This window comes from Pirellulales bacterium, assembly GCA_019694455.1.
Lineage (GTDB): Bacteria > Planctomycetota > Planctomycetia > Pirellulales > JAEUIK01 > JAIBBY01.
The window spans coordinates 142084-160436 of record JAIBBY010000002.1; the positions used below are offsets into that span (position 1 = coordinate 142084).

The following is an 18353-nucleotide window of genomic DNA, read 5'->3' on the forward strand; positions in this document are numbered from 1 at the left end:
CTTAGCGCACGCGGGCAATGTGGGCCGCGGGACGCTCGGGATCTTTCGGATTGATCTCCAGCCAGAGTTGCAGCACCGCGCCGTTGGCGGTGGTGCGCTCGATCACCGTGTGGCCATCGCGCATGGCGGTGCGCAGCGAACCATCGTAAGGGCGAATCAGCTTGCCGATCCGCTCGCGCTCGTACCACAAGAGGGGGCGGCCGTCGGCATCGATGGTGGCCCACGGCGTTTCGGGATGCAATTCTAGCTGCGTGACGAGTTGATCGAAGTCGGCCGGCAGCGCGTTCGACTTGACGGGCTTCGCGCGGGCGCTGATCGGCTTGCCAAATTCGATGACCTTGGGCTCAACGCGGCCCGGTGGCGCCTGCGCAAAGCGCCGCGCCAGCTTGAGCAGCACCACCGCGTCGCGGGCAGGGGCCACCAGTTCTGGATCGAGCGCGCGGGTATCGAGCACCGGCTGACCAGAACGAGGACGCTTGAGCCAGGCGGCGAGTTGCTGCTGAGTGTCTTTGCCATCGCGGGCGGGGGCCAGGTTGGTCACGCTCCAGAGCGACGCCTCCGGACCCGAGATGGGCGCGGGGCGGGCGCCGCCGTGGGCGTTCATGAACCACGGCAACTGCTCGTGCGAGTCGCCATTGACGGCGCCTTGTGTTGACGCGGCCATGGCGGCCAGCAGGTTCGGCAGATTCCCGCCGTCGTTCGACTCGATGAGAAAGCGAGTCCAGAGCTTGCCTTGCGGATCTCCCTCGGTGACAACGCCCGGATCGATACGGTCGCTGGTCATGCGGTTGGCGCTGGCGGGGTTCAGCGCGGCGACGCTCGGCGCGGGAGAATTGCCGGCGATCTCCGCGGCGGCCTGAGTCAACTTCTCGCCCGCGAAGTACGAGGCGAAGCCGTCCTTCACCCAGTCGGGCAGGCGCTGATCAAAGTTGGCCTGCCGTAAGAACGCCTTCCAGGCCTGCGCGCGCACGCGCGGCAAGACAGCGGCGACACCGGGGCCGCCCGATTGCAGATTCACCCAGATATCGGGATCGTAGTTCAAAGGTTGCGGACCCTTGATGCCGACGCCGGGCGCCTTGTCGCTGACGAAGACCTCGACGGCGTTGATCGAGAAGGTGAATTGTCGATGGGCGTCGGTGAAGCCGTCGGCCAAGGGAAAGACCTCGTCGTTCCAAAACCGCTCCAGCTCCTCGGAGAGCCACTCGGCCTCCTCGCTGCTGCCGGTGCTGACCACGGTGAAGTGCCGGCTGCGCGTTTCGAAGCCGCGGTGTGTGGAACGGTGTCGCCGGTCGGGGCGATCGACTTCGTCGACAGGGTGATGTCCCGGTTGGCGGATGCTGCGATCCGCCGGCGCCATGCGGGGGATTTCGAGTTGCGGCATGCCGGGCGTGATCGGCACGTCTTGCGCGGGGCATTCACGCAGCGGGCCAAGAATTGCCAAGCCGGAGAATGCTAGCGCAACGAGTGTGCGTCCGCGCGGAGTTAGCTGTCGCATGCAGTGATCTCGCTAGCAGTGAAAGTCGGTCGCAGCGCTGACTTCTTATATCTGTCGTCGTGCGCCGTGGCCTTACGCTCTACTTTTTCGGCAATCTCAGCTTAGTCGCTCTATTTTTCTCAACCGGCAAACCTTCGATTCCCGATAGACAGACCCGACGTCGCATGCCATCGCGCCCATGGGTTGGCGCGGAGCGAGCGATATCTGGAGCACCGTAGTGAAGACGGGTAAACAAGGCGGAGTCGGCATGAACGCTAGCACGTCGAGACTGCTCTGTCTGGCGTTGGCCTTGATTATTGGCGTGGCGGATTTGTCCCCCTGTGAGGCGGGCAATCAGCCGGTCGCCGAGATCACCGTGAGGCCGGCCGAGCGGCCAGGGGTCAAAACGCCGCCGATCAAGCAGGCGCCGCTTCGCACCGCGCCCTTGAACGGCAAGCAACAGGACGGCGCCTTTGCCGTGCCGGTTGCTCCTGAGGCGCCGCCGGCCAGCCCACAAATTTTCAGCCGTCGCCGGGCCAGCTTGGGTGGCATGGTCACGGCGCCAACCACCACTGGGCCATCCGAGGCGCGAACCGACTTTAGCGCCACATCGGCCAGCCGCACCGTGTTTTCGCGGCCCGACTTGTCCGCGACATCGCGGCCAGCGCCAGAACAGGTTGATACTGCGCCGCCAGTCGTGGAGATCGCCCCCGCCGCTGCGCCGATAGCTGCCGAAGCGCCGTACGAATCACCGATTTCCGCGGCGCCGCAAGCGGCCAACGCTGTCGTCGAGACGGCCGCGCCAGAGCCGTTGACTTCTATTCCGACAGCGCCCGTCGAGGGGATCATCGAACTGACGCCGCCGGCGGTGGAATTGACCAGCGAGCCGGCTGCGCTGCCGCCGCAAGCGCTGGGCGTAATGGCTCCCGCTGCGCAAGCAACTGCTAGTCAAACGGCGCTCAACCAAACGGCGGAGTTTGTTGCGCCGCCAGTGAGCGAGGCCACCAGCGGCGCGTTGCCGATCCCGACCGCGACCGCCGCAGCCGAGGCCGAGGGCACGCACATCAACTTTGTCAATTTACAGCAGCAGCTTCCACCGGCCGGGGCCGCGCCGATTGGCACGCCGCCGGGCAATGATCCATTCGCGCCCGATCAAGACGTGCCGCAGGCCGATGTGCCAGGGCCCGATGGGCCGCTGCCGCCTCCTGGCGGCGCCGCGCCGGCCGACCCCGCTACCATGCCCGCGCCGCAGATTGTCACGCCGCCCGCGGCTGCGCCCACCACGCCCCCCGCGGCGCCGAGCGAGGCGCCACCCGAGGTGATGCCGACTCCGCCGGCCGAGCAACCGCCCGCGCAGCGCCCCATCACCAGCCCGCCAACGCAGTTTCAAGATGCGCTGACGCCGGCGCCAACCGGGACGACGATCGACGGCTTGCCTGTGGAGATCATCGATCACAGTCGCGAAATGGATGTGACGCTGCGGCGCAGCAAGCTATTGCGCACGCCGGTCGACATCTACCGCACGGCGGTGGTCGACCCGCGCGTTTGCAACGTGGTGCAGTTTACGCCGCGCGAGGTGTCGATCATTGGCGTGGCGCAAGGCGCGACGCACGTGACCTTTTGGTTCGAAGACGGCAATCGCAAGCCGGTGACCTACCTGGTGCGGGTGGTGCCCGACCCGGAAGTAAGCCAGCGCCGCGAGAAGCAATATCAGATGTTCGAGGACATCATCAACGAGCTGTTTCCGGACAGCAAGATTCGGCTGATTCCGGTGTCTGACAAGCTGTTGGTGCGCGGCGAGGCGAAGGATACGGAAGAGGCCGCGCAGATCATGTCGATCATTCGCGAGAACTGGGGCTACGGCCGCGCCGGCGCGGGGGGCTTTGGGGCGGGCGGCTTTGGCTACGGCGGCTTTGCCGGCGGCTTGGTCGAGGGAGTCGCCGCCGATCCGCTAGTGGGTCAGGAAGAAGCGGCGCGCATTTCTGGCACGCAGGTCATCAACATGCTGCGGATCCCCGGTGTGCAGCAGGTGGCGCTGAAGGTCAAGATCGCCGAACTCGATCGTTCGGCGGCGCGGCGGTTTGGCGTCGATCTCGACATGCGGTTCGCCGACAGCAACGTGATTTTGCAATCGATGATCGCGGCGGCGTCGGGCGGGGCGGCTAACGTGATTGGCAGCTTCGACGCACGGCAGATCAACTTTGGCGTTCACTTCTTGCAGCAAGAAGGGGTGATTCGCCTGTTGAGCGAGCCGACCCTGGTGACCATGAGCGGCCGGCCAGCCAGCTTTGTGGCGGGCGGCGAATTTGCCGTGCCGACCACGGTGGGCGTGGCGGGCGCCGCGGCGGTGACCACCGACTTTCGCTCGTTCGGCGCCATCATCACCTTCTTGCCGATCGTGATCGACAAGGACCGCATCCGTTTGCAGGTGTCGCCGGAGTTCAGCAAGATCAACGGCGACCTGAAGGTGAACAATATTCCGGGGCTCAATACTCGCGCGGTCACCACCACCGTCGAAATGCGCGAAGGGCAAACACTGGCGATCGCTGGTTTGCTGGAAGACAACATGACCGGCAAGCTCTCGGGCAATGTGCCGTTCTTGTGGCGACTGTTCGGATTGCGAACGCTCGAGCGCACCGAGTCGGAGTTGATCATCCTGGTCACCCCCGAGTTGGTGCATGCGATGGAGCCAGAAGAAGTTCCGCCGCTGCCCGGCTTCGACGTGACGGAGCCGAACGACTTTCAGTTCTTCGCCAAGGGATGGCTCGAAGGGCGCCCGACCGAGGAGTTTCGCAGCACGGTTTGGCCGCGGCTCAAGCAGCGCTATCGGGCTGATGGTCCGGCGATGATCTCTGGCCCGTTTGGCCACGGACAGTAGGCAATAGTCAACGCGTACTCGACAGCGAACTTGACGCTGGGAAGCGACTGGCATGACGGCAAATACAAAATCCGCGATCCGAGTCACCACGCTGGTGGCGCTATGGGGTCTGTTGGGCACGACCGGCTGCGGCTGGCATCAGTACGGCGGACCGTCGTACGATCGACCGTTTCCGATTGGGCAGGTGACCGACAGCTTTTGGGAGACGCAGCAAACCAATGGCGAAGCAGCCGACTTCATCTTTTTCGATCACGAGTTCGCCGGTCAAACGGCCAACCTCGCGCCGGGCGCCAAGGACAAGTTGATGCAGGTGGCCACGCGGCTGGAGCATGTGCCGTTCCCGGTGACTATCGAGCAAAGCCCGCACAACGGGCGTCCGCAATTGGATCAACAGCGGCGCCAAGTGATCGTCGAGCAGCTTGCGCGGCTGGGCGTGCCCGAGGCCGACAAGCGCGTGGTGGTGGCGCCGGCGTTCACCGAGGGTTACACGGCGATCGAGGGCGAGGCGGCGTACTACCAGAATATCTACGGCGGCTTTGGCTACTTTGGCAACGGCTTCTTTGGCGGCGGCGCCGGTCGCCGGTTTGGCGGCTTCGGCGGCATGTTCCGATAACAGCCCCTTGCGGCGCCCGAGGCAGATGCGCATGGACACGATCGAGATGCAAATGTGGAATCGAGCCCATCGTCGCGCCGCCTGTTTGGCGGCGCTGGCGCTAGTGGCCACTTTCGCGGGCTGCGCCAGCTTCGATTCGCTCGGCGCCGGCGGGCCACTGGCCGGCATTGGGCGCTCGCGGTATCAAGGCTTTGGCGAGCGCTTCGCCGAGGCGCGGCGGTTGGAGATGGCGGGCAAGCTCGACGAAGCGCGGCCGATCTACGAAAAGCTGATTGTCGATTACCCCAAGCGAGCCGAGGCGTTTCATCGGCTGGGGGTAGTCGCCGATTTGCAACGGCGGCATCGCGAGGCGGTGAACTTGTACAGCCAGGCCATCACGCTGTCGGCCACCGACCCCGAGTTGTTCAACGACTTGGGTTACTGCCTCTATCTGCAAGGCCAACTCGACAAGGCCGAAAGCGCGTTGCTCAAAGCCGTTTCGATGGCGCCGAGCAACGGCAAGTATCACAACAATCTGGGACTGGTCTATGGACACCAGCGCCGTTATGAAGATGCGCTAAAAGAGTTCCGCAAAGCGGGGAGCGACGCCTCGGCCCAGTACAACCTGGCCTTCGTGCTCGCCACGCAAAACGACATGGCCGGCGCCAAGCGCTGCTTTGAACTGGCGCTGCGACAAGATCCCACCTTCGAAAAAGCTCGCTCGGCGCTCGATTCGTTCGAACGCTTCGAGCGCGATCCAGAAGGGTTCGCCGATTTTGGCGAATTGGTGCAGGATGGTGTTCGCTGGGTGCCGTACATCGAAGGGGGACAACCGAGCGCATCGCAAAGCGGAGCGCAACTTGCCGCCGCCGCGCTGCCGGTCGCCACGACCACCAGCGCAGCCAGCGCGAACAACGCGACGCAACCAGCCGAGAGCGCGGCGCCGAGCGTCGACTCCAAGACCGCCGCGCTGCAGCATCGCGCCCAAGCGCTGTTGCGCGAGCGACTGTCGGCCATGCCGTAGAGGCGATCAGCTTGCCACGCTTTGGCGCGGCGCCGGCAGTTCCAAGAAGCGGGAGAGCAGATCGACTCCGCGCTCGGTGAGAAAGCTCTCGGGATGAAACTGCAAGCCGAACAGCGGATACTTGCGATGCCGAATGCCCATGATCTCGGTGTCGCCCCCTGGGGAATTGGCCCAGGCGCAGATTTCAAACTCGTCGGAGAGTGTGCCGGGCTGGATGACCAGGCTGTGGTAGCGGGTGGCCTCGATGGGGCTTTCGAGTCCGGCGAACAAGCCTTGCGCATCGTGATAGATCAGATCGGTCTTGCCGTGCATCAATCGCTGGGCGCGAACGATCTCGGCGCCAAAGGCATGGCCGATCGATTGATGACCAAGACAGACGCCGAGCAGCGGCACCTCACGATAAAAGCGCTGGACCACATCGCAGGAGATGCCCGCCTCGCGCGGCGTGCAGGGACCGGGCGAAACAATAATGTGCGTGGGTCGGCGGCGAGCGATCTCGTCGAGCGAGATTTGGTTATTTCGATGGACCTCCAGATCGAGCGTGGGATCGATTTCGCCGAGACGTTGCACCAGGTTGTAGGTGAAGGAATCGTAGTTATCGATGAGCAGGATCATGGGCATTTCCAGGGAAAAACCGGCCAGCCGGCGTAGTTTACACCGTTGCGCCGCGCCACCACTACAGGGCAGGAGGCGGGCCAGGTGATAAAGTTCGCCAGATTCGGCTTGCATCGGTTTGGCAGGCTGGGTAATCTCGAAACAGTTGAGCGCCATTGCCGCGCTCGGGCATTGGCCTAGTGGTCCATGTCCCAGTCAACGAGTCTCTTTGAGTTGCTAGTGAAGACCGTAATCCGTAGCTGACCAAGTTCGGACGTACTGGTATTCACTGAAAGGCAACTCCGATGCAATTAAGAGGCTCGGTTGCGCCCGTTGGCGCGACGCTCTTTTCCCTAGTGATTTTGGCGATTGCGGTTTCGTTCACCGCCCTTGCACCGCAGTCGGCCGAGGCCGCCATTATCACGGTCCAAGGCACGGCCAATCCCTTCTTGGCCGACCCGACAAACATTCCCGACGCAGGCAATGACCTGCTCGACGGTATCGCGCCCACGGTGTTCGACCTGGCCAAGCTGCCAGGCGAGAACAAACTGAACATCGTCTCGTTTGGCGCGTACGACACTTACAGCGGTCCCGATCCGTCTCCCCCCAATCATGCCGGTTCGAACCTCGACGGCACGTTGAGCCTGGTATCCGCCGCGGCGCTGGGTGGCATCAGCGGCTGGAACGATCTGCCGCGCGGCTCGCTGGTGGGCATTTTCCTCGGCCCCACGGTTGGCCTGGCGCCGGCGCCCAACACGCAGGCGACCACCGACTTGCAGATTTCGCCGCTGTTGGGGCAGGTGTTTTTCATTGGCGACGGCCTGACTGGCACCGGCACGGGAGCGACACAAGAGTTCTTTGTGCCCGACGGCGCGACCAAACTACTGCTAGCGGTGCTCGACGCTCCGCACTGGCAAGACAACACGGGCTCGGCGCGGACAGTGGTCATGTCGGCCATCCCCGAACCGAGCAGCATGGCGCTGTTGGCGGCTGGCTTGGCCGCGGCGGCGCTGGTACGACGACAACGCCCTGGCAGGCGCTAGCGACTGGGCCGGAGATTGCCTTTCCTCCGGCCAAGGAATCCGCCAGCGCCTGACAAAAAGGCCGCCACTCACCTGGCGGCCTTTTTTGTTGCGCGGAGGTCAACGTCTGACGGCGCCGCCGCGCGGAACGCCAGCGCGTCGCGGCGCCACAGCCAAATAAAGACGGGCGCCAGCGCTAGCGTGGCCCATTGATACCCAGTCAGACCCAGCCACAGTTGCGGCTCGGGGCGAATCCATTCGCTGAAAAAGCGATACGTCAGATACGCGATGATGTAGAGCTTGATCAACTGCCCGCGAAACAGGCCGCGGCGATGTAGCCAGGCCAGAACCAGCGCCGCCGAGGCGTGAAAACAAAACTCATAAAGCTGCGCTGGGTGCCGCCGTACGCCATCCCCAAAGTCGATCCCCCAAGGGAGCGACGTGGCCGTGCCATAGCAACAGCCACCGGCAAAGCAGGCCAATCGACCCACGGCAATGGCGGCGGCGACCGGCACGGCAAAGCTGTCCCCCGTCTTCACGCGCACGGCCAGCGCCCACTTGGCGATCTCCACGCCAAAGTAGCCGCCCACTAGTCCGGCCACGATCGTCTTGCCGTTGGCGAACCACGCGGCGCCGGTGGCCAGCGCGGAGAAGTCGCTGAGCAGAAACGGGAGCTTGGCCGCGAGCATCGCGCCGCAAAACGCGCCCAGGCCGATCACGATGCGCTCTTCGCGCGACAGGCCCAGGCTGGCCTGCGACCGGCGCGCGAGCACGGCGCCCGTCCCCACCGCCGCCAGCATGATGGCCGTGTACGACCAGTTCATGTCGGCATCGCCAGCGAGGAGCGCAGCGCCGGCAGTGGCACATGCCCGTCGCGGTACAGCACGTTGTACGCGCAGAACGGAATCACATGGCCGCTCGGCAGCACATGATGAATGCAGCATTTCATCAGGCGGCGCACGTCGAAGTTGTAAGCGTCGAGGAACGACGTAATGGTGATGCGAAACACATCGGCGGGATGCAGTTCTTCGGCCAGCGCCCGGCGAAAGAACTCCTCGGCCAGACTTTCGCTGGCGGTGTGGCCGTTGCCGCCTGTGGCCGGCGCGCTGAGCACCGGCAACAGCGACGCCAAGTCTTCGGCGCCGGGCGAGGGCCCGTGACAACCGCAGTCGCTGCCGCACGAGCCCGCGCGGCCCAAATAGCTTTCGATCAATTGCCGCGCTCGCGGGCGCGTGAAGGTGATGCCGTTGGCCAACAGGTCGAGATGTTCGCGGGCGTTGATGAAGCGTGTGAGCGGCGTGACGGTTCCGCGCGACCGGTACGCGTAGGCCAGGCTATGGCAATTGGGGTGCGCGCATGGCAGCGGCAAAAAGTCGCTCTCGGTGAAGAGCCCTTCGGTTTGTTCGGCGACCAGGCGGATCACATCGGGGAAGGTGACGCGGTTCTCCAGCGTCTCGGGCAGCACATACCGGCCCGAGTAGGTGGCCGGTTGCAGACTGACGCCGGTGATCCAGCGCCGCTCGGCGCCAAAGCGCACGATGCGCCCCAGTTCGGCGTCGTTGGCGCCGGGATGCACCGTCGAAACCAAAATGGTGCGAATGTCGTGTCGGCCGAGATTCTCGATCGCCTTCAGCTTGATGGCCGTCAGCGGTTCGCCGCGCAATAGTTGCGAGCCGTCGTCGGAGAAACCGTCGAACTGCAAATAAACTTCGATGCGCTGCTTGAACCGGGCAAGCTGTTCCAGCAGCGCCTCGTCGTGCGCCAGTCGCACGCCGTTGGTGTTGATCATCACGATGTCGATCGCTTGCTCGCAGGCGTATTCCAGAATGCGGGCGAACTCGGGATGAATCGTCGGCTCGCCGCCCGAAAGCTGGAGCACCTCTGCCCGGCCCTCGACCTGCACCAGGCGGTCGATGGAGCAGCAACATTCTTCATAGCTAAGGTGCTTGCCCCCCGGCCCGCTGGAGGCGTAGCACATGGGACAACTCAGGTTGCAGCTTGACGTGATCTCGACCAGCCCAACGCAGGTGTGCTGCTCGTGCTCGGTGCACAGCCCGCAGTCGTAGGGACAGCCGCGATCGGGTTCGACACCGAACTCTGGCGGAATCTTGCCGGGGAGGCTGAACTCCATCTGATCGAACTGCCGCACATCGGAACAGATGTAGTCCTCGCGGGGGCCATGCGTGGGACAGCGCTTGCGAAAATAAACGCGGCCGTCACGCTCGATGATCTTGGCGGGCACCAGCGCGAGGCACTCGGGGCAGAGGCTTTGCGTCAGGCCGAGCAAGGTATGGTCGCGCAGTTGCATGGCGTTATTCGCCTGATTTCAAAGATGGAGGGGGTTGGTCCTGGTTGCGCGTGGCGCGGGGCCAAAAGTAGTAGGCGCTTACGAAGAAGGCGACGACTGCCGCTAGCTTGCCACATGTAATCGACAAGTTCATGAATCCTGACGCCTCAAAGCCACCCTTGAACGCGAAAAGTTCGATAAAGCTGGTCCCGGTGCAGACGCCAACGAACGCGACGATCGACGCGCCAATCGTCGCCAGAACCGCGATGACATAACGGCCCAGCGTCGGCACGCGATCGATGGGGCGCGGAGTCGGCTTGGCGTCCTGTGGCGATTGATAGGGGTTGAGGTCGCTCATGGATGTTGCTGCGGAGTTGCTTTACGCGCGAGGGGTTTTTGTGCGCGGCGCGAGCGCGAGGTTCCGCGACAGCATATCACAAGGGGGACGAATTGCTGACTCTCTTACCACTCGCGCTAGGCGCGGCCGTAAAAGTCTTGATCGCTAACTCCATCGGCTGCGGTCAACTTGAAGTGCCGCCGAATGGCGTTGATGACGGGAATCTGCTTTTCGTCCCCTTCATGGTGGCATTTGGTTGGATAACGAACGACCCTGCCATCGACGATGCCAACCAGCATGCGCTCAGAGCCCTTGCCGCGTCCCTGTTCCTCATGCACGCCAAAGGAGGCAAGAATCTTGCGAAGGACTCGGTATTTCAGCGGTTTCTTCGCGGCCACTAGGCAAACGCCAATTCTCGCGCCTCGATGCGATCGATTGGCCGTGGAAAAGATTGAGACAAATCCATGTCGTGAGCTAGCGAGAACTGGCGCCAAAATTCGGCCGGCGCCGGGCGGAACACCGATTGCAGATCGCCGTCTTCATAGGCGCGCTCGATCTGCGACTTACATAACTGCACGACGTTGGCAATCGCCTCCTCCGGTGTGGCGCCGGCTTCGACGATGTCAAATTCCAAACAATGGCCGAACCAATGCCCGCCTTCCTGGTAGACCAGCAGTCGCAGGCTGATGCGCAAATTGTCGTTCATACAAGTTGGCGCCGCGCAGTCGAATGAATAGGAAAACACGGAAGGGCCAGCATTAGTTTACCATAACTTGCCCAAGTCTATTTTTCGCAAGTTTGCCGCCGCTCACAGCAGCACTGCCTCAATGCTTTCTCCGGCAGCATAGTGTCGATCGCCGGCCGGAAAATGCGCCAGCGCATTGGCCAGTGACAGGCCAAACAAGTCGGCCGAGCCTTGCCAGCGCAGCGGTTCGATCGTTGGCGCCTCGCCTGCGCTGTCGAACACAGCCGGGTGATACGTGGGACGATCGCCCCGATGCTGAAAACCGCTGGCCAGTCGCGCGCGGACCCGAGTGAGGCCATGCCCTTGCTGTCCGGCCAGCGAAGCCATCGCCGGCCGCACGAAGAGTTGAAAGCAGACCAGGCTACTCACTGGGTTACCCGGCAGACCGAACACGAGGCAAGGACGCCGGCCGCGGCGGACTCCGAACCAGAGCGGCTTGCCCGGCTTGAGCTTGATCTTGTGAAAGACCTGCTCGACGCCGAGTTCGGCCAGCACCTGGGGCACCAGATCGAGCACGCCGGCGGAGACTCCGCCCGAGAGAACCAGGATATTGGCGTCCAGTCCTTCCGCCACACGCTGGCGCAGATCGGCCAGTTCGTCACGCGCGGGGCCGAGTTCAATGGCGCTGGCGCCCAACTCGCGCACTGCGGCGGCGAGCATGGGCCCGTTCGAGTTGCGAATTTGTCCTGGGCCGGGAATCTCGCTGGGAGGAATCAACTCGTTGCCGGTTGAGAGCACCGCCACGCGCGGGCGCGGGATGACCGGCGCTTGAACGCAGCCCACCTCGGCCAACAGACCGATCTCGATCGCGCGGAGCTTTTTGCCGGCCAAGAGCGCTACGTCGCCTTGGGCCAAAGCCGTCGCGCGGCGGAGGATGTTTTGGCCAGCGCGCGCGACCTCGTTGATCTCCACCTGGCCCAGTCCGTCGCCGGGATGGTGACTCGTCTGTTCGACCATCACCACGGCGTCGCATCCGTCGGGAGTCGGCGCGCCGGTCATGATGCGCGTCGCGCCGCCTGGGCGCACAGACTGCGTCGGCACGGCGCCAGCCACGATCTCTTCCAAGATGGTCAACCGCGCGTGTCCGCTCGCCAGATCGGCGGCCTGCACGGCGTAGCCGTCGACCATCGCCTTGTCCCAAGGGGGCGAATCGAGGTCGCTGGCCACGTCACGCGCCAGCACCAACCCCAAGGCGTCTGCCAAGGGCGCCTCGACGGCTGGCAGCACATCGGCATGGGCGAGCACGAGTTGCAGTGCCTCATCAACCGAAATCATGCAAAGGCTCCAAGAAATGTCGCGATTCAGCGAATGGGCTGAAAGGGTTCGCCACGCGCCGCTAGCGCTTTAGTTTCCCAGGTTGCGCCCGCGGCGTATGCTTAACTCATGCCCGCGCGGCGTTTGTTGGCGAGTCGCCATCCGCGCGGCGCCATCTAAGATACCGTTTTGCTCGACAATCTGTTGAGGCGCGATATTCATGTTAAGTCGTCATCGCTGGTGGTTGTGGGCCCTGGTAGCGCTGTTGGCATGCCGCGGCGCGCGGGCCGAAGAGGGCGTGGCCGAGCAGACCGCCACGGGGCACAAGTTTCTGCGCCTCACTCGCGACGACGACGGCAACCTAATCAGCATGGACACCTCGGTGGTCAGCTATCAACCGGCCGCTGGTCAACCGGCGGGACTGGTGGTCGACTTGATTGGGGCGGTCCATATTGGCGAACGCCCCTACTATGAAGAACTGAACAAATTGTTCGCGGACTACGACGTGGTGCTCTACGAACTGGTGGCGCCCAAGGGGACGCGCGTGCCCAAGGGGGGCCGCGGACGCGACGCGCATCCGGTGTCGATGTTGCAATCGGGCATGAAGGACATGCTGGGGCTCGAATCGCAGGTGGAACTGATCGACTACCAGAAAGAGAATCTGGTGCATGCCGACATGTCGCCCGAGGACTTCGCCGAATCGATGGAGAAAAAGGGGGACAACTTCTTTGTGTTGTTCTTTCGCATGATGGGGCGCAGCTTGGCGCAGCAGAGCAAACAACAGGTGCTCGCCCGCGACGGAAAGGCGCGCCAAACCAACGACGCCGACATGCTATTGGCGCTGTTCGATCCGAATCGGTCGCACAAGCTCAAGCAGATCATGGCCGAACAGTTTGAAGGCATGGACGGAATGATGGAGGCCATCGAAGGGCCCGATGGCTCGACGATCATCTCCGAGCGCAACAAGGTGGCGCTGGCCGGGCTCAAGGAGCAGATCGCGGCGGGCAAAAAGCGCATCGGCATCTTTTACGGCGCCGGGCACATGCCCGACATGGAGCAGCGGCTGATCGAGGACTTTGGCCTTCGGCGCGGCGACGAGCGTTGGCTGACGGCCTGGAATCTGAATGAGCAGCCAGCCGCGGAAAAAAGCGAGAAATAAGGCTCGTGGGGGAGTGTCGGCGAGGCGGCGCTCTTGTTCGCGCGGGGCCTGCGCTGCTATAGGACAGCATTATCCGCCGCCGCCATCGCAGGAAGTTTCGCCGTGCCCCCATCACAAGACTTGATTGATTTGATCCGCGCCCATGCCTTGCGGTTTGGCGACTTCACGCTCGCCTCGGGCAAGCGGGCCAGCTTTTACCTCGATTTGAAGCAGGTCACTCTGCAATCGGCCGGCGCCAGACTGATTGGCGAAGGCATTTTGAATCTACTGGGCGACAAACTGCCGCACGCCGTCGGCGGCATGTCGATCGGCGCCGACCCCATCACCGCCGCCATCATCACCATGGCCGGCACGCGTGGGCAAGAGCTGCTCGGCTTCATGGTGCGCAAGGAGCCCAAGGGGCACGGCACCAATCAATACATCGAAGGCCCAGTCGAGCCAGGGCAGCGCGTGGTGATTGTGGAGGACGTGGTGACCACCGGCGGATCGTCGCTATTGGCGATCGAGCGCGCGGAGGCGTTTGGATTGAAAATCGAGCGCGTGATCGCCATCGTCGACCGCATGGAAGGGGGGCGCCAGGCGTTCGAGAATCGCGGATATCCGCTGGAGACGCTGCTCACGATTCGCGATTTTGGTATCGAGCCGGCCAAGTAACGCCGCGCTCAATCATCCTGCGCCAATGGACTGGCCATGGAAACCTCGCTGCATCGCCAACTGAAAGAATTCTACCGCGGCCCCGACGCGCGCGTGGAAGTGAAGCTGGGTCGCTATCGCATCGACGTGGTCACGCCCGAGCGGTTGATTGAAATTCAGCATGGCTCGCTGGCGGCAATTCGGGCCAAGATCGCCGCGCTCGTGGCGGAGCACGATGTGCTGGTGGTCAAGCCGCTGATCGCCGCCAAACGCATCGTCACCCTGAAGCGGCGCGGCGGGCGCGTGGCGCGGCAGCGGATGAGCCCCAAGCGGGCGACGTTCGCCGACGCGTTTCACGACCTGATTTACTTCGCCAAGGTGTTTCCGCATCCGCGACTGACCGTCGAGTTGTTGCTGGTGGAAGTCGAGGAGACGCGTTATCCGGGGCATGGTCGGCGGCGACGCTGGCGGCGCGACGACTTTGAGATTGAGGATCAGAAGCTGGTGTCGGTGTTGGATCTGCGGACGATTCGCGTGGCGGCCGATTTGCGCACGCTGCTCGCCGGCGTGCCGCCGGGACCGTTTCACACGGGCAACTTGGCCGAAGCGGCGGATATTCCGCGCTGGGTGGCGCAGCGCGTGGCATATTGCCTGCGCGAGACAGGGGCGGCGCGTGTGGCGGCGCGGCGACGGCAGGGATTCGTCTACGAGTGGAACGAGCCGGCCAAGCAGCGCCGCCCGCGCCGCGCAGCGTGAGCGCGAAGCGGCAGAGGGGAAAAACCGCCGAGACGCGGCGACGCAGTGGAGAGTGGAGAGGGACGAAGCAATAAATGCAAAGGCGCAAGGATGCGAAGGAGGAGAGAGGGGGGCAGTTGAGCAGCGGGGGGGCATGTGAGTGTTTTGTGGCACTCCTGGCTCCATCCCCTGGCGCCGAACCACTACCCTACAGCAGGCTTTCCAGCAGCAGTCGCAGTTTGCGCAGCTCGGCGGCATGATCCACTCCTGGTTCATGCTGATCGGCTACGTGTACGCACAGCGCCCGGTTGTAGCCCACCTTATTGAGCTGCGCGAACAAACGGCCGTATTCGATGTCTCCCTGGCCGATGCGGACTTGCAGCTTGTCTTTGGTGCTGTCGCGCAGGTGGACGTGGCGAATATATTTGATGATCGTTTCGTAATTCGCCGTGCGGGTAGCGGCAGCCAGATAATGGCTGGGATCGAAGGTGAGTCCCAGCCCCTTCACGTTTTCGCATAGCGTGACGATGCTGTCGGCGTCCTGGGTCATGCGACCCACTTCGTTCTTGACGCCGACCACCACTCCTTCGACGGCGGCGATGCGAACCAACTCGCGCAGGCGCTCGACTTCGGCGTTGAAGGGGGTGCCCAGCTCTCCGGCGCGCACGCAGACCAGCGCCACGCGCGTCCCTTTGGCCAGCTTGCAACAGGCGGAAAAATGCTCGTAGCCTGCCTGGCCCAGCGTGTCGATCTCAACGGCATAGGCCACCGGCTTGAGGCGGTGCATGGCGCGGCAGACCTGAATGGCCTCTTCGAGATTTTCCGCCACCTGCGATGGCTTGAGGGCGCCGCCTTGCTCGCGGATGCCGATTTCGACTTGCGTGAACTCCAAATCGGCCAGCTTGCCGATGGCCGACTCCAAACCGAGACCGGCGAAACAATCCGTTGACGCGGCGACAAACACTCCCAGACTCCTTACGCGGCGAACAGCCGCTCGATGGGCGAAGGGCTTTTGGGTTCCCTGGCCGGCAACGGACGCGCCGCGCCAACAGCGGCTAGCTTAGCGGCAGCACGCCGGTTGTGGCAACACGGCCAGCGAGCGCGCGTGCGAGTGCTGTCATCGGGCCAGCTCGAGCGTGCCCCATAAGCTGGGGTCTTCGTCGAAGGGAAGCTCGCCGCCGGCGGAAAATGTCTGCTGACCCAGTTCCTGATCCTGCACCAGATAGTTGAAGCCCAACCGCGGGTGCTCCACCGGATCGAAGCCGGTGAGCGCGTCGGCCGGCAGACAAAATTGGAGCAGATAACCGTCGACGCGCTGCTCGCTTTTGCAGCGCAGGTCCTGCGGCCGCACGGGGCGGGCGTTTTCGCGCGCGCGATTGATGAGTTGTTGATCGGCGATCGGCTCGTCGCGCTTGCGGCCGGCGCCGTACGGCAGGCAGACAAAGCGGTGGCAAAAGCGGCTGGCGCGATGCACATTGTGCGTGTCGCGGGTGTCGATCCAGAGTTGTAGCCCATCGCTCTCGGTCAACTTGCGCTCATCGCAGAAGGGGGCCCGGCGCTTGCCGGAGACGCGGATGGCGAAGACCAGCCCCTTTTCGTTCCAGGCCGCGCGGACATCGGCGTAGTCGCGACTGCCATCGAGCGCGGCCAGGTTGGGGAGGCGATAGCTCTCGTCGAGGTCGGCGCCCGCGGCGCTCCACAAAGCATCGCGATAGCGGCAAGGGGCGGCGAAACGGAACAGGGTGCGCGGCGGGATGAGCGGGCTTGTCATGTCGCTATCTTACGAATTGTCACTGGTTCTGGTCCACCGCTCGGGGTTCAATAGCGGCACATGTTGACGGCACATGTCGAAAATCGCGATTGGCGTTCGCATGGCGTGCGGCTTAGCGGCCTGTATGTGCTCGTGTTTGCGTGCGCGCTGGCCGTGCATTGGCCGCATCTGGCGCTCGATTTTGCCTTCGACGACCGCTACATGGCCCGCGAGATTGGGCTGGTTGAAACCGCGCGCAAGCCCCTGGCGCAATTTGCGCTGGAGCCAGTGAGCGAGCACTTTGTGCCGTTCTGGAAGCTAGGCTACTACGCGCGCTGGCGCGTGTTGGGTTTGCGACCGGCGCCGTGGCGATTGTTGGCGTGTCTTTGGCAGGCCGCAAGCGCCACCTTGCTCTTTGTGCTGCTTCGAGAGTATGGGGCTTCCATGTTTGCCGCCATTGTGGCGGCGGTGTGGTGGTCGGCCGTCGCGCTGGGGCAGTGGGACGAACCACTGTTGTATATTTGGAACCACAATTACCTCGGCGCCCTGTTCTGGCTCATGGCGGGAATGTGGGCAATCGCCGCTCGACCGCGACTGGCGCCGTGGATCCTGATGGCGACAATACTGCTTGCAGTGCTCACCTGGAGCATTGTCTGGGCAATGCTGCCCGCACTCGCCGCGCAAATTGGATTCGACGCGCGCACAGGACGATTGAGTCGCTCGCAATCCGCGCGACTATTCGTTGCATGGGCCTGCGCATGGTTAACACTGGGAGCCGTGGTGGGAGTGATCGCGCTGGCTGGCAAAACCGGCGTGGGAACATTCTCAATCGTGGCGATCACGCGGCCGCCGCTGCAGTTTGCGGTGGCATTGGGCAACATGCTGTGGTGGATCGATCTGGAACCCGGCGATGCGAACCTGGCAGCCAAGTGCGTGCTCGCGGTCGGAACATGCTTGATTGCGATCGGTCTGGCGCAGCGAGAGAGCCGTCCCATTGTGATCGTACTGTGGCTCTTGGCTTGGCTCTATCTCGTCTTGGTCAACGTGGGACGCGGCGACTATCCGCTGCGCGCCGCGCTTTCCTCGGGGCGTTACTTGTACATGGCCGCCCTGCCATGGTGCGCGGCCATCGGCGTCGGCCTGGGAGAATTGGCGAATCGCATTGCAGTCAAGCATCCACGTGGTTGGCTGGCCATGGTGTTCCTTATGGCATTACTCTGTGCGCTCGAAGTGGCGCACCAGCGCCAAGTTGCGCAGCGAGCGGCGGAGTTATACCGGTTGGCTTTCCGCGCCGACAGTCGCAGTCACCGCCAACAAAGTGAGCTGATTGCCAAGCTGGCCGAGCACGGCGGAAGCGAGGCGCGACTGCTACTGCCCGACTTGCCCATCTGGTTGCCGTTGTTTCCCAAGTTCTATCACCCTGCGTCAGGCTTTGCGGCGGTGGTTGATCCGAACGTCGCATCGCGTTTGCGCTGGGCGCGAGGAGACGAACTGGACCATGTGGATCTGGCAAAGGTCGACGCGGCGCTGGCCAGCGTTGATCACCCACTGGCAGGCGTGTGGCGCAATCTGCTTCCCCTGGCCATCGACGATTTTCGACTCATTCTGTGGATCGATCGATTCGCGGCGAAAAACAGCCCGCCCTGGGCGCTTCCCGACTTTCAGATCAAGCATGGCAGCTTGGTGGTCTCGGCCGCAGAACTGGCCCGTTGGGGCTATCGTCGGCCGCTGGAGAACATTGTGTTTAGATCAGCGCCGGAGCCGGACCGGAAGCAAGTTGCTTGGCAGATCGAGCGACTAAGCGCCAACGGCGCTCCCGAGGCCGTGCGCTGGGTCGGCATCCTCAAGCAGTTATCTGCCGAGTAGCGC

18 protein-coding genes are annotated in these 18353 nt (G+C 63.5%); 8 read left to right on the forward strand and 10 right to left on the reverse strand.

The features are described 5' to 3' along the window. Position 1: 1 nt before the first annotated feature. Complete coding sequence (locus tag K1X71_01880) at positions 2-1495, reverse strand: hypothetical protein (protein MBX7071871.1); 1494 nt, start codon at positions 1493-1495, stop codon at positions 2-4. Positions 1496-1742: 247 nt separating this feature from the next. On the opposite strand from K1X71_01880, the gene K1X71_01885 reads away from it, so the two are divergent. The 3 genes from K1X71_01885 to K1X71_01895 are packed head-to-tail and all read left to right on the forward strand — an operon-like array spanning position 1743 to position 5968. Then, complete coding sequence (locus tag K1X71_01885) at positions 1743-4352, forward strand: pilus assembly protein N-terminal domain-containing protein (GenBank protein ID MBX7071872.1); 2610 nt, start codon at positions 1743-1745, stop codon at positions 4350-4352. 52 nt (positions 4353-4404) lie between these two features. After that, a complete protein-coding gene (locus K1X71_01890) occupies positions 4405-4965 on the forward strand; it encodes a hypothetical protein (protein MBX7071873.1) in 561 nt (186 codons plus the stop codon). Between the two features lie 31 nt (positions 4966-4996). After that, positions 4997-5968, forward strand: coding sequence for a tetratricopeptide repeat protein (locus K1X71_01895; GenBank protein MBX7071874.1), 972 nt, complete (start codon positions 4997-4999; stop codon positions 5966-5968). 6 nt (positions 5969-5974) lie between these two features. On the opposite strand, the gene K1X71_01900 is transcribed toward K1X71_01895, so the two are convergent. Further along, positions 5975-6583: an aminodeoxychorismate/anthranilate synthase component II gene (locus K1X71_01900; protein MBX7071875.1), complete on the reverse strand. Its 609-nt coding sequence runs from the start codon at positions 6581-6583 to the stop codon at positions 5975-5977. Between the two features lie 284 nt (positions 6584-6867). On the opposite strand from K1X71_01900, the gene K1X71_01905 reads away from it, so the two are divergent. Next, on the forward strand, positions 6868-7605 hold the full coding sequence (locus K1X71_01905; protein ID MBX7071876.1) for a PEP-CTERM sorting domain-containing protein: 738 nt from the start codon (positions 6868-6870) through the stop codon (positions 7603-7605). A gap of 68 nt (positions 7606-7673) precedes the next feature. On the opposite strand, the gene K1X71_01910 is transcribed toward K1X71_01905, so the two are convergent. From K1X71_01910 to K1X71_01935, 6 genes are all read right to left on the reverse strand, one after another. Further along, entirely contained in the window at positions 7674-8408 is a 735-nt protein-coding gene (locus K1X71_01910; GenBank protein ID MBX7071877.1) for a prolipoprotein diacylglyceryl transferase, read from the reverse strand. Next, positions 8405-9871 (reverse strand): radical SAM protein, encoded by a 1467-nt coding sequence (locus tag K1X71_01915; protein MBX7071878.1) that lies wholly within the window; start codon positions 9869-9871, stop codon positions 8405-8407. Before K1X71_01915 ends, K1X71_01910 begins: the two co-directional genes overlap by 4 nt. A 25-nt stretch (positions 9872-9896) precedes the next feature. Further along, positions 9897-10229: a hypothetical protein gene (locus K1X71_01920; protein MBX7071879.1), complete on the reverse strand. Its 333-nt coding sequence runs from the start codon at positions 10227-10229 to the stop codon at positions 9897-9899. A gap of 116 nt (positions 10230-10345) precedes the next feature. Beyond that, positions 10346-10606 (reverse strand): hypothetical protein, encoded by a 261-nt coding sequence (locus tag K1X71_01925; GenBank protein MBX7071880.1) that lies wholly within the window; start codon positions 10604-10606, stop codon positions 10346-10348. Next, positions 10606-10914 (reverse strand): hypothetical protein, encoded by a 309-nt coding sequence (locus K1X71_01930; GenBank protein ID MBX7071881.1) that lies wholly within the window; start codon positions 10912-10914, stop codon positions 10606-10608. The genes K1X71_01925 and K1X71_01930 overlap by 1 nt, the downstream gene beginning before the upstream one ends. Before the next feature lie 102 nt (positions 10915-11016). After that, positions 11017-12228: a molybdopterin molybdotransferase MoeA gene (locus tag K1X71_01935; GenBank protein ID MBX7071882.1), complete on the reverse strand. Its 1212-nt coding sequence runs from the start codon at positions 12226-12228 to the stop codon at positions 11017-11019. Positions 12229-12427: 199 nt separating this feature from the next. Between K1X71_01935 and K1X71_01940 the strand changes: the two genes are divergently transcribed. The 3 genes from K1X71_01940 (at position 12428) to K1X71_01950 (ending at position 14755) form a co-directional block, all read left to right on the forward strand. Next, on the forward strand, positions 12428-13366 hold the full coding sequence (locus K1X71_01940; protein ID MBX7071883.1) for a hypothetical protein: 939 nt from the start codon (positions 12428-12430) through the stop codon (positions 13364-13366). Between the two features lie 102 nt (positions 13367-13468). After that, entirely contained in the window at positions 13469-14020 is a 552-nt protein-coding gene (pyrE, locus tag K1X71_01945) for an orotate phosphoribosyltransferase (GenBank protein MBX7071884.1), read from the forward strand. Positions 14021-14056: 36 nt separating this feature from the next. Further along, a complete protein-coding gene (locus tag K1X71_01950) occupies positions 14057-14755 on the forward strand; it encodes a hypothetical protein (protein ID MBX7071885.1) in 699 nt (232 codons plus the stop codon). A 187-nt stretch (positions 14756-14942) separates the two neighbouring features. Here K1X71_01950 and K1X71_01955 read toward each other — a convergent pair whose 3' ends face one another. Continuing rightward, positions 14943-15644, reverse strand: coding sequence for a TIM barrel protein (locus K1X71_01955; GenBank protein MBX7071886.1), 702 nt, complete (start codon positions 15642-15644; stop codon positions 14943-14945). Positions 15645-15851: 207 nt separating this feature from the next. Beyond that, positions 15852-16436, reverse strand: a complete 585-nt coding sequence (locus K1X71_01960; protein ID MBX7071887.1) for a hypothetical protein — start codon at positions 16434-16436, stop codon at positions 15852-15854. 129 nt (positions 16437-16565) lie between these two features. On the opposite strand from K1X71_01960, the gene K1X71_01965 reads away from it, so the two are divergent. Next, positions 16566-18350: a hypothetical protein gene (locus K1X71_01965; GenBank protein ID MBX7071888.1), complete on the forward strand. Its 1785-nt coding sequence runs from the start codon at positions 16566-16568 to the stop codon at positions 18348-18350. Positions 18351-18353 lie beyond the last annotated feature (3 nt).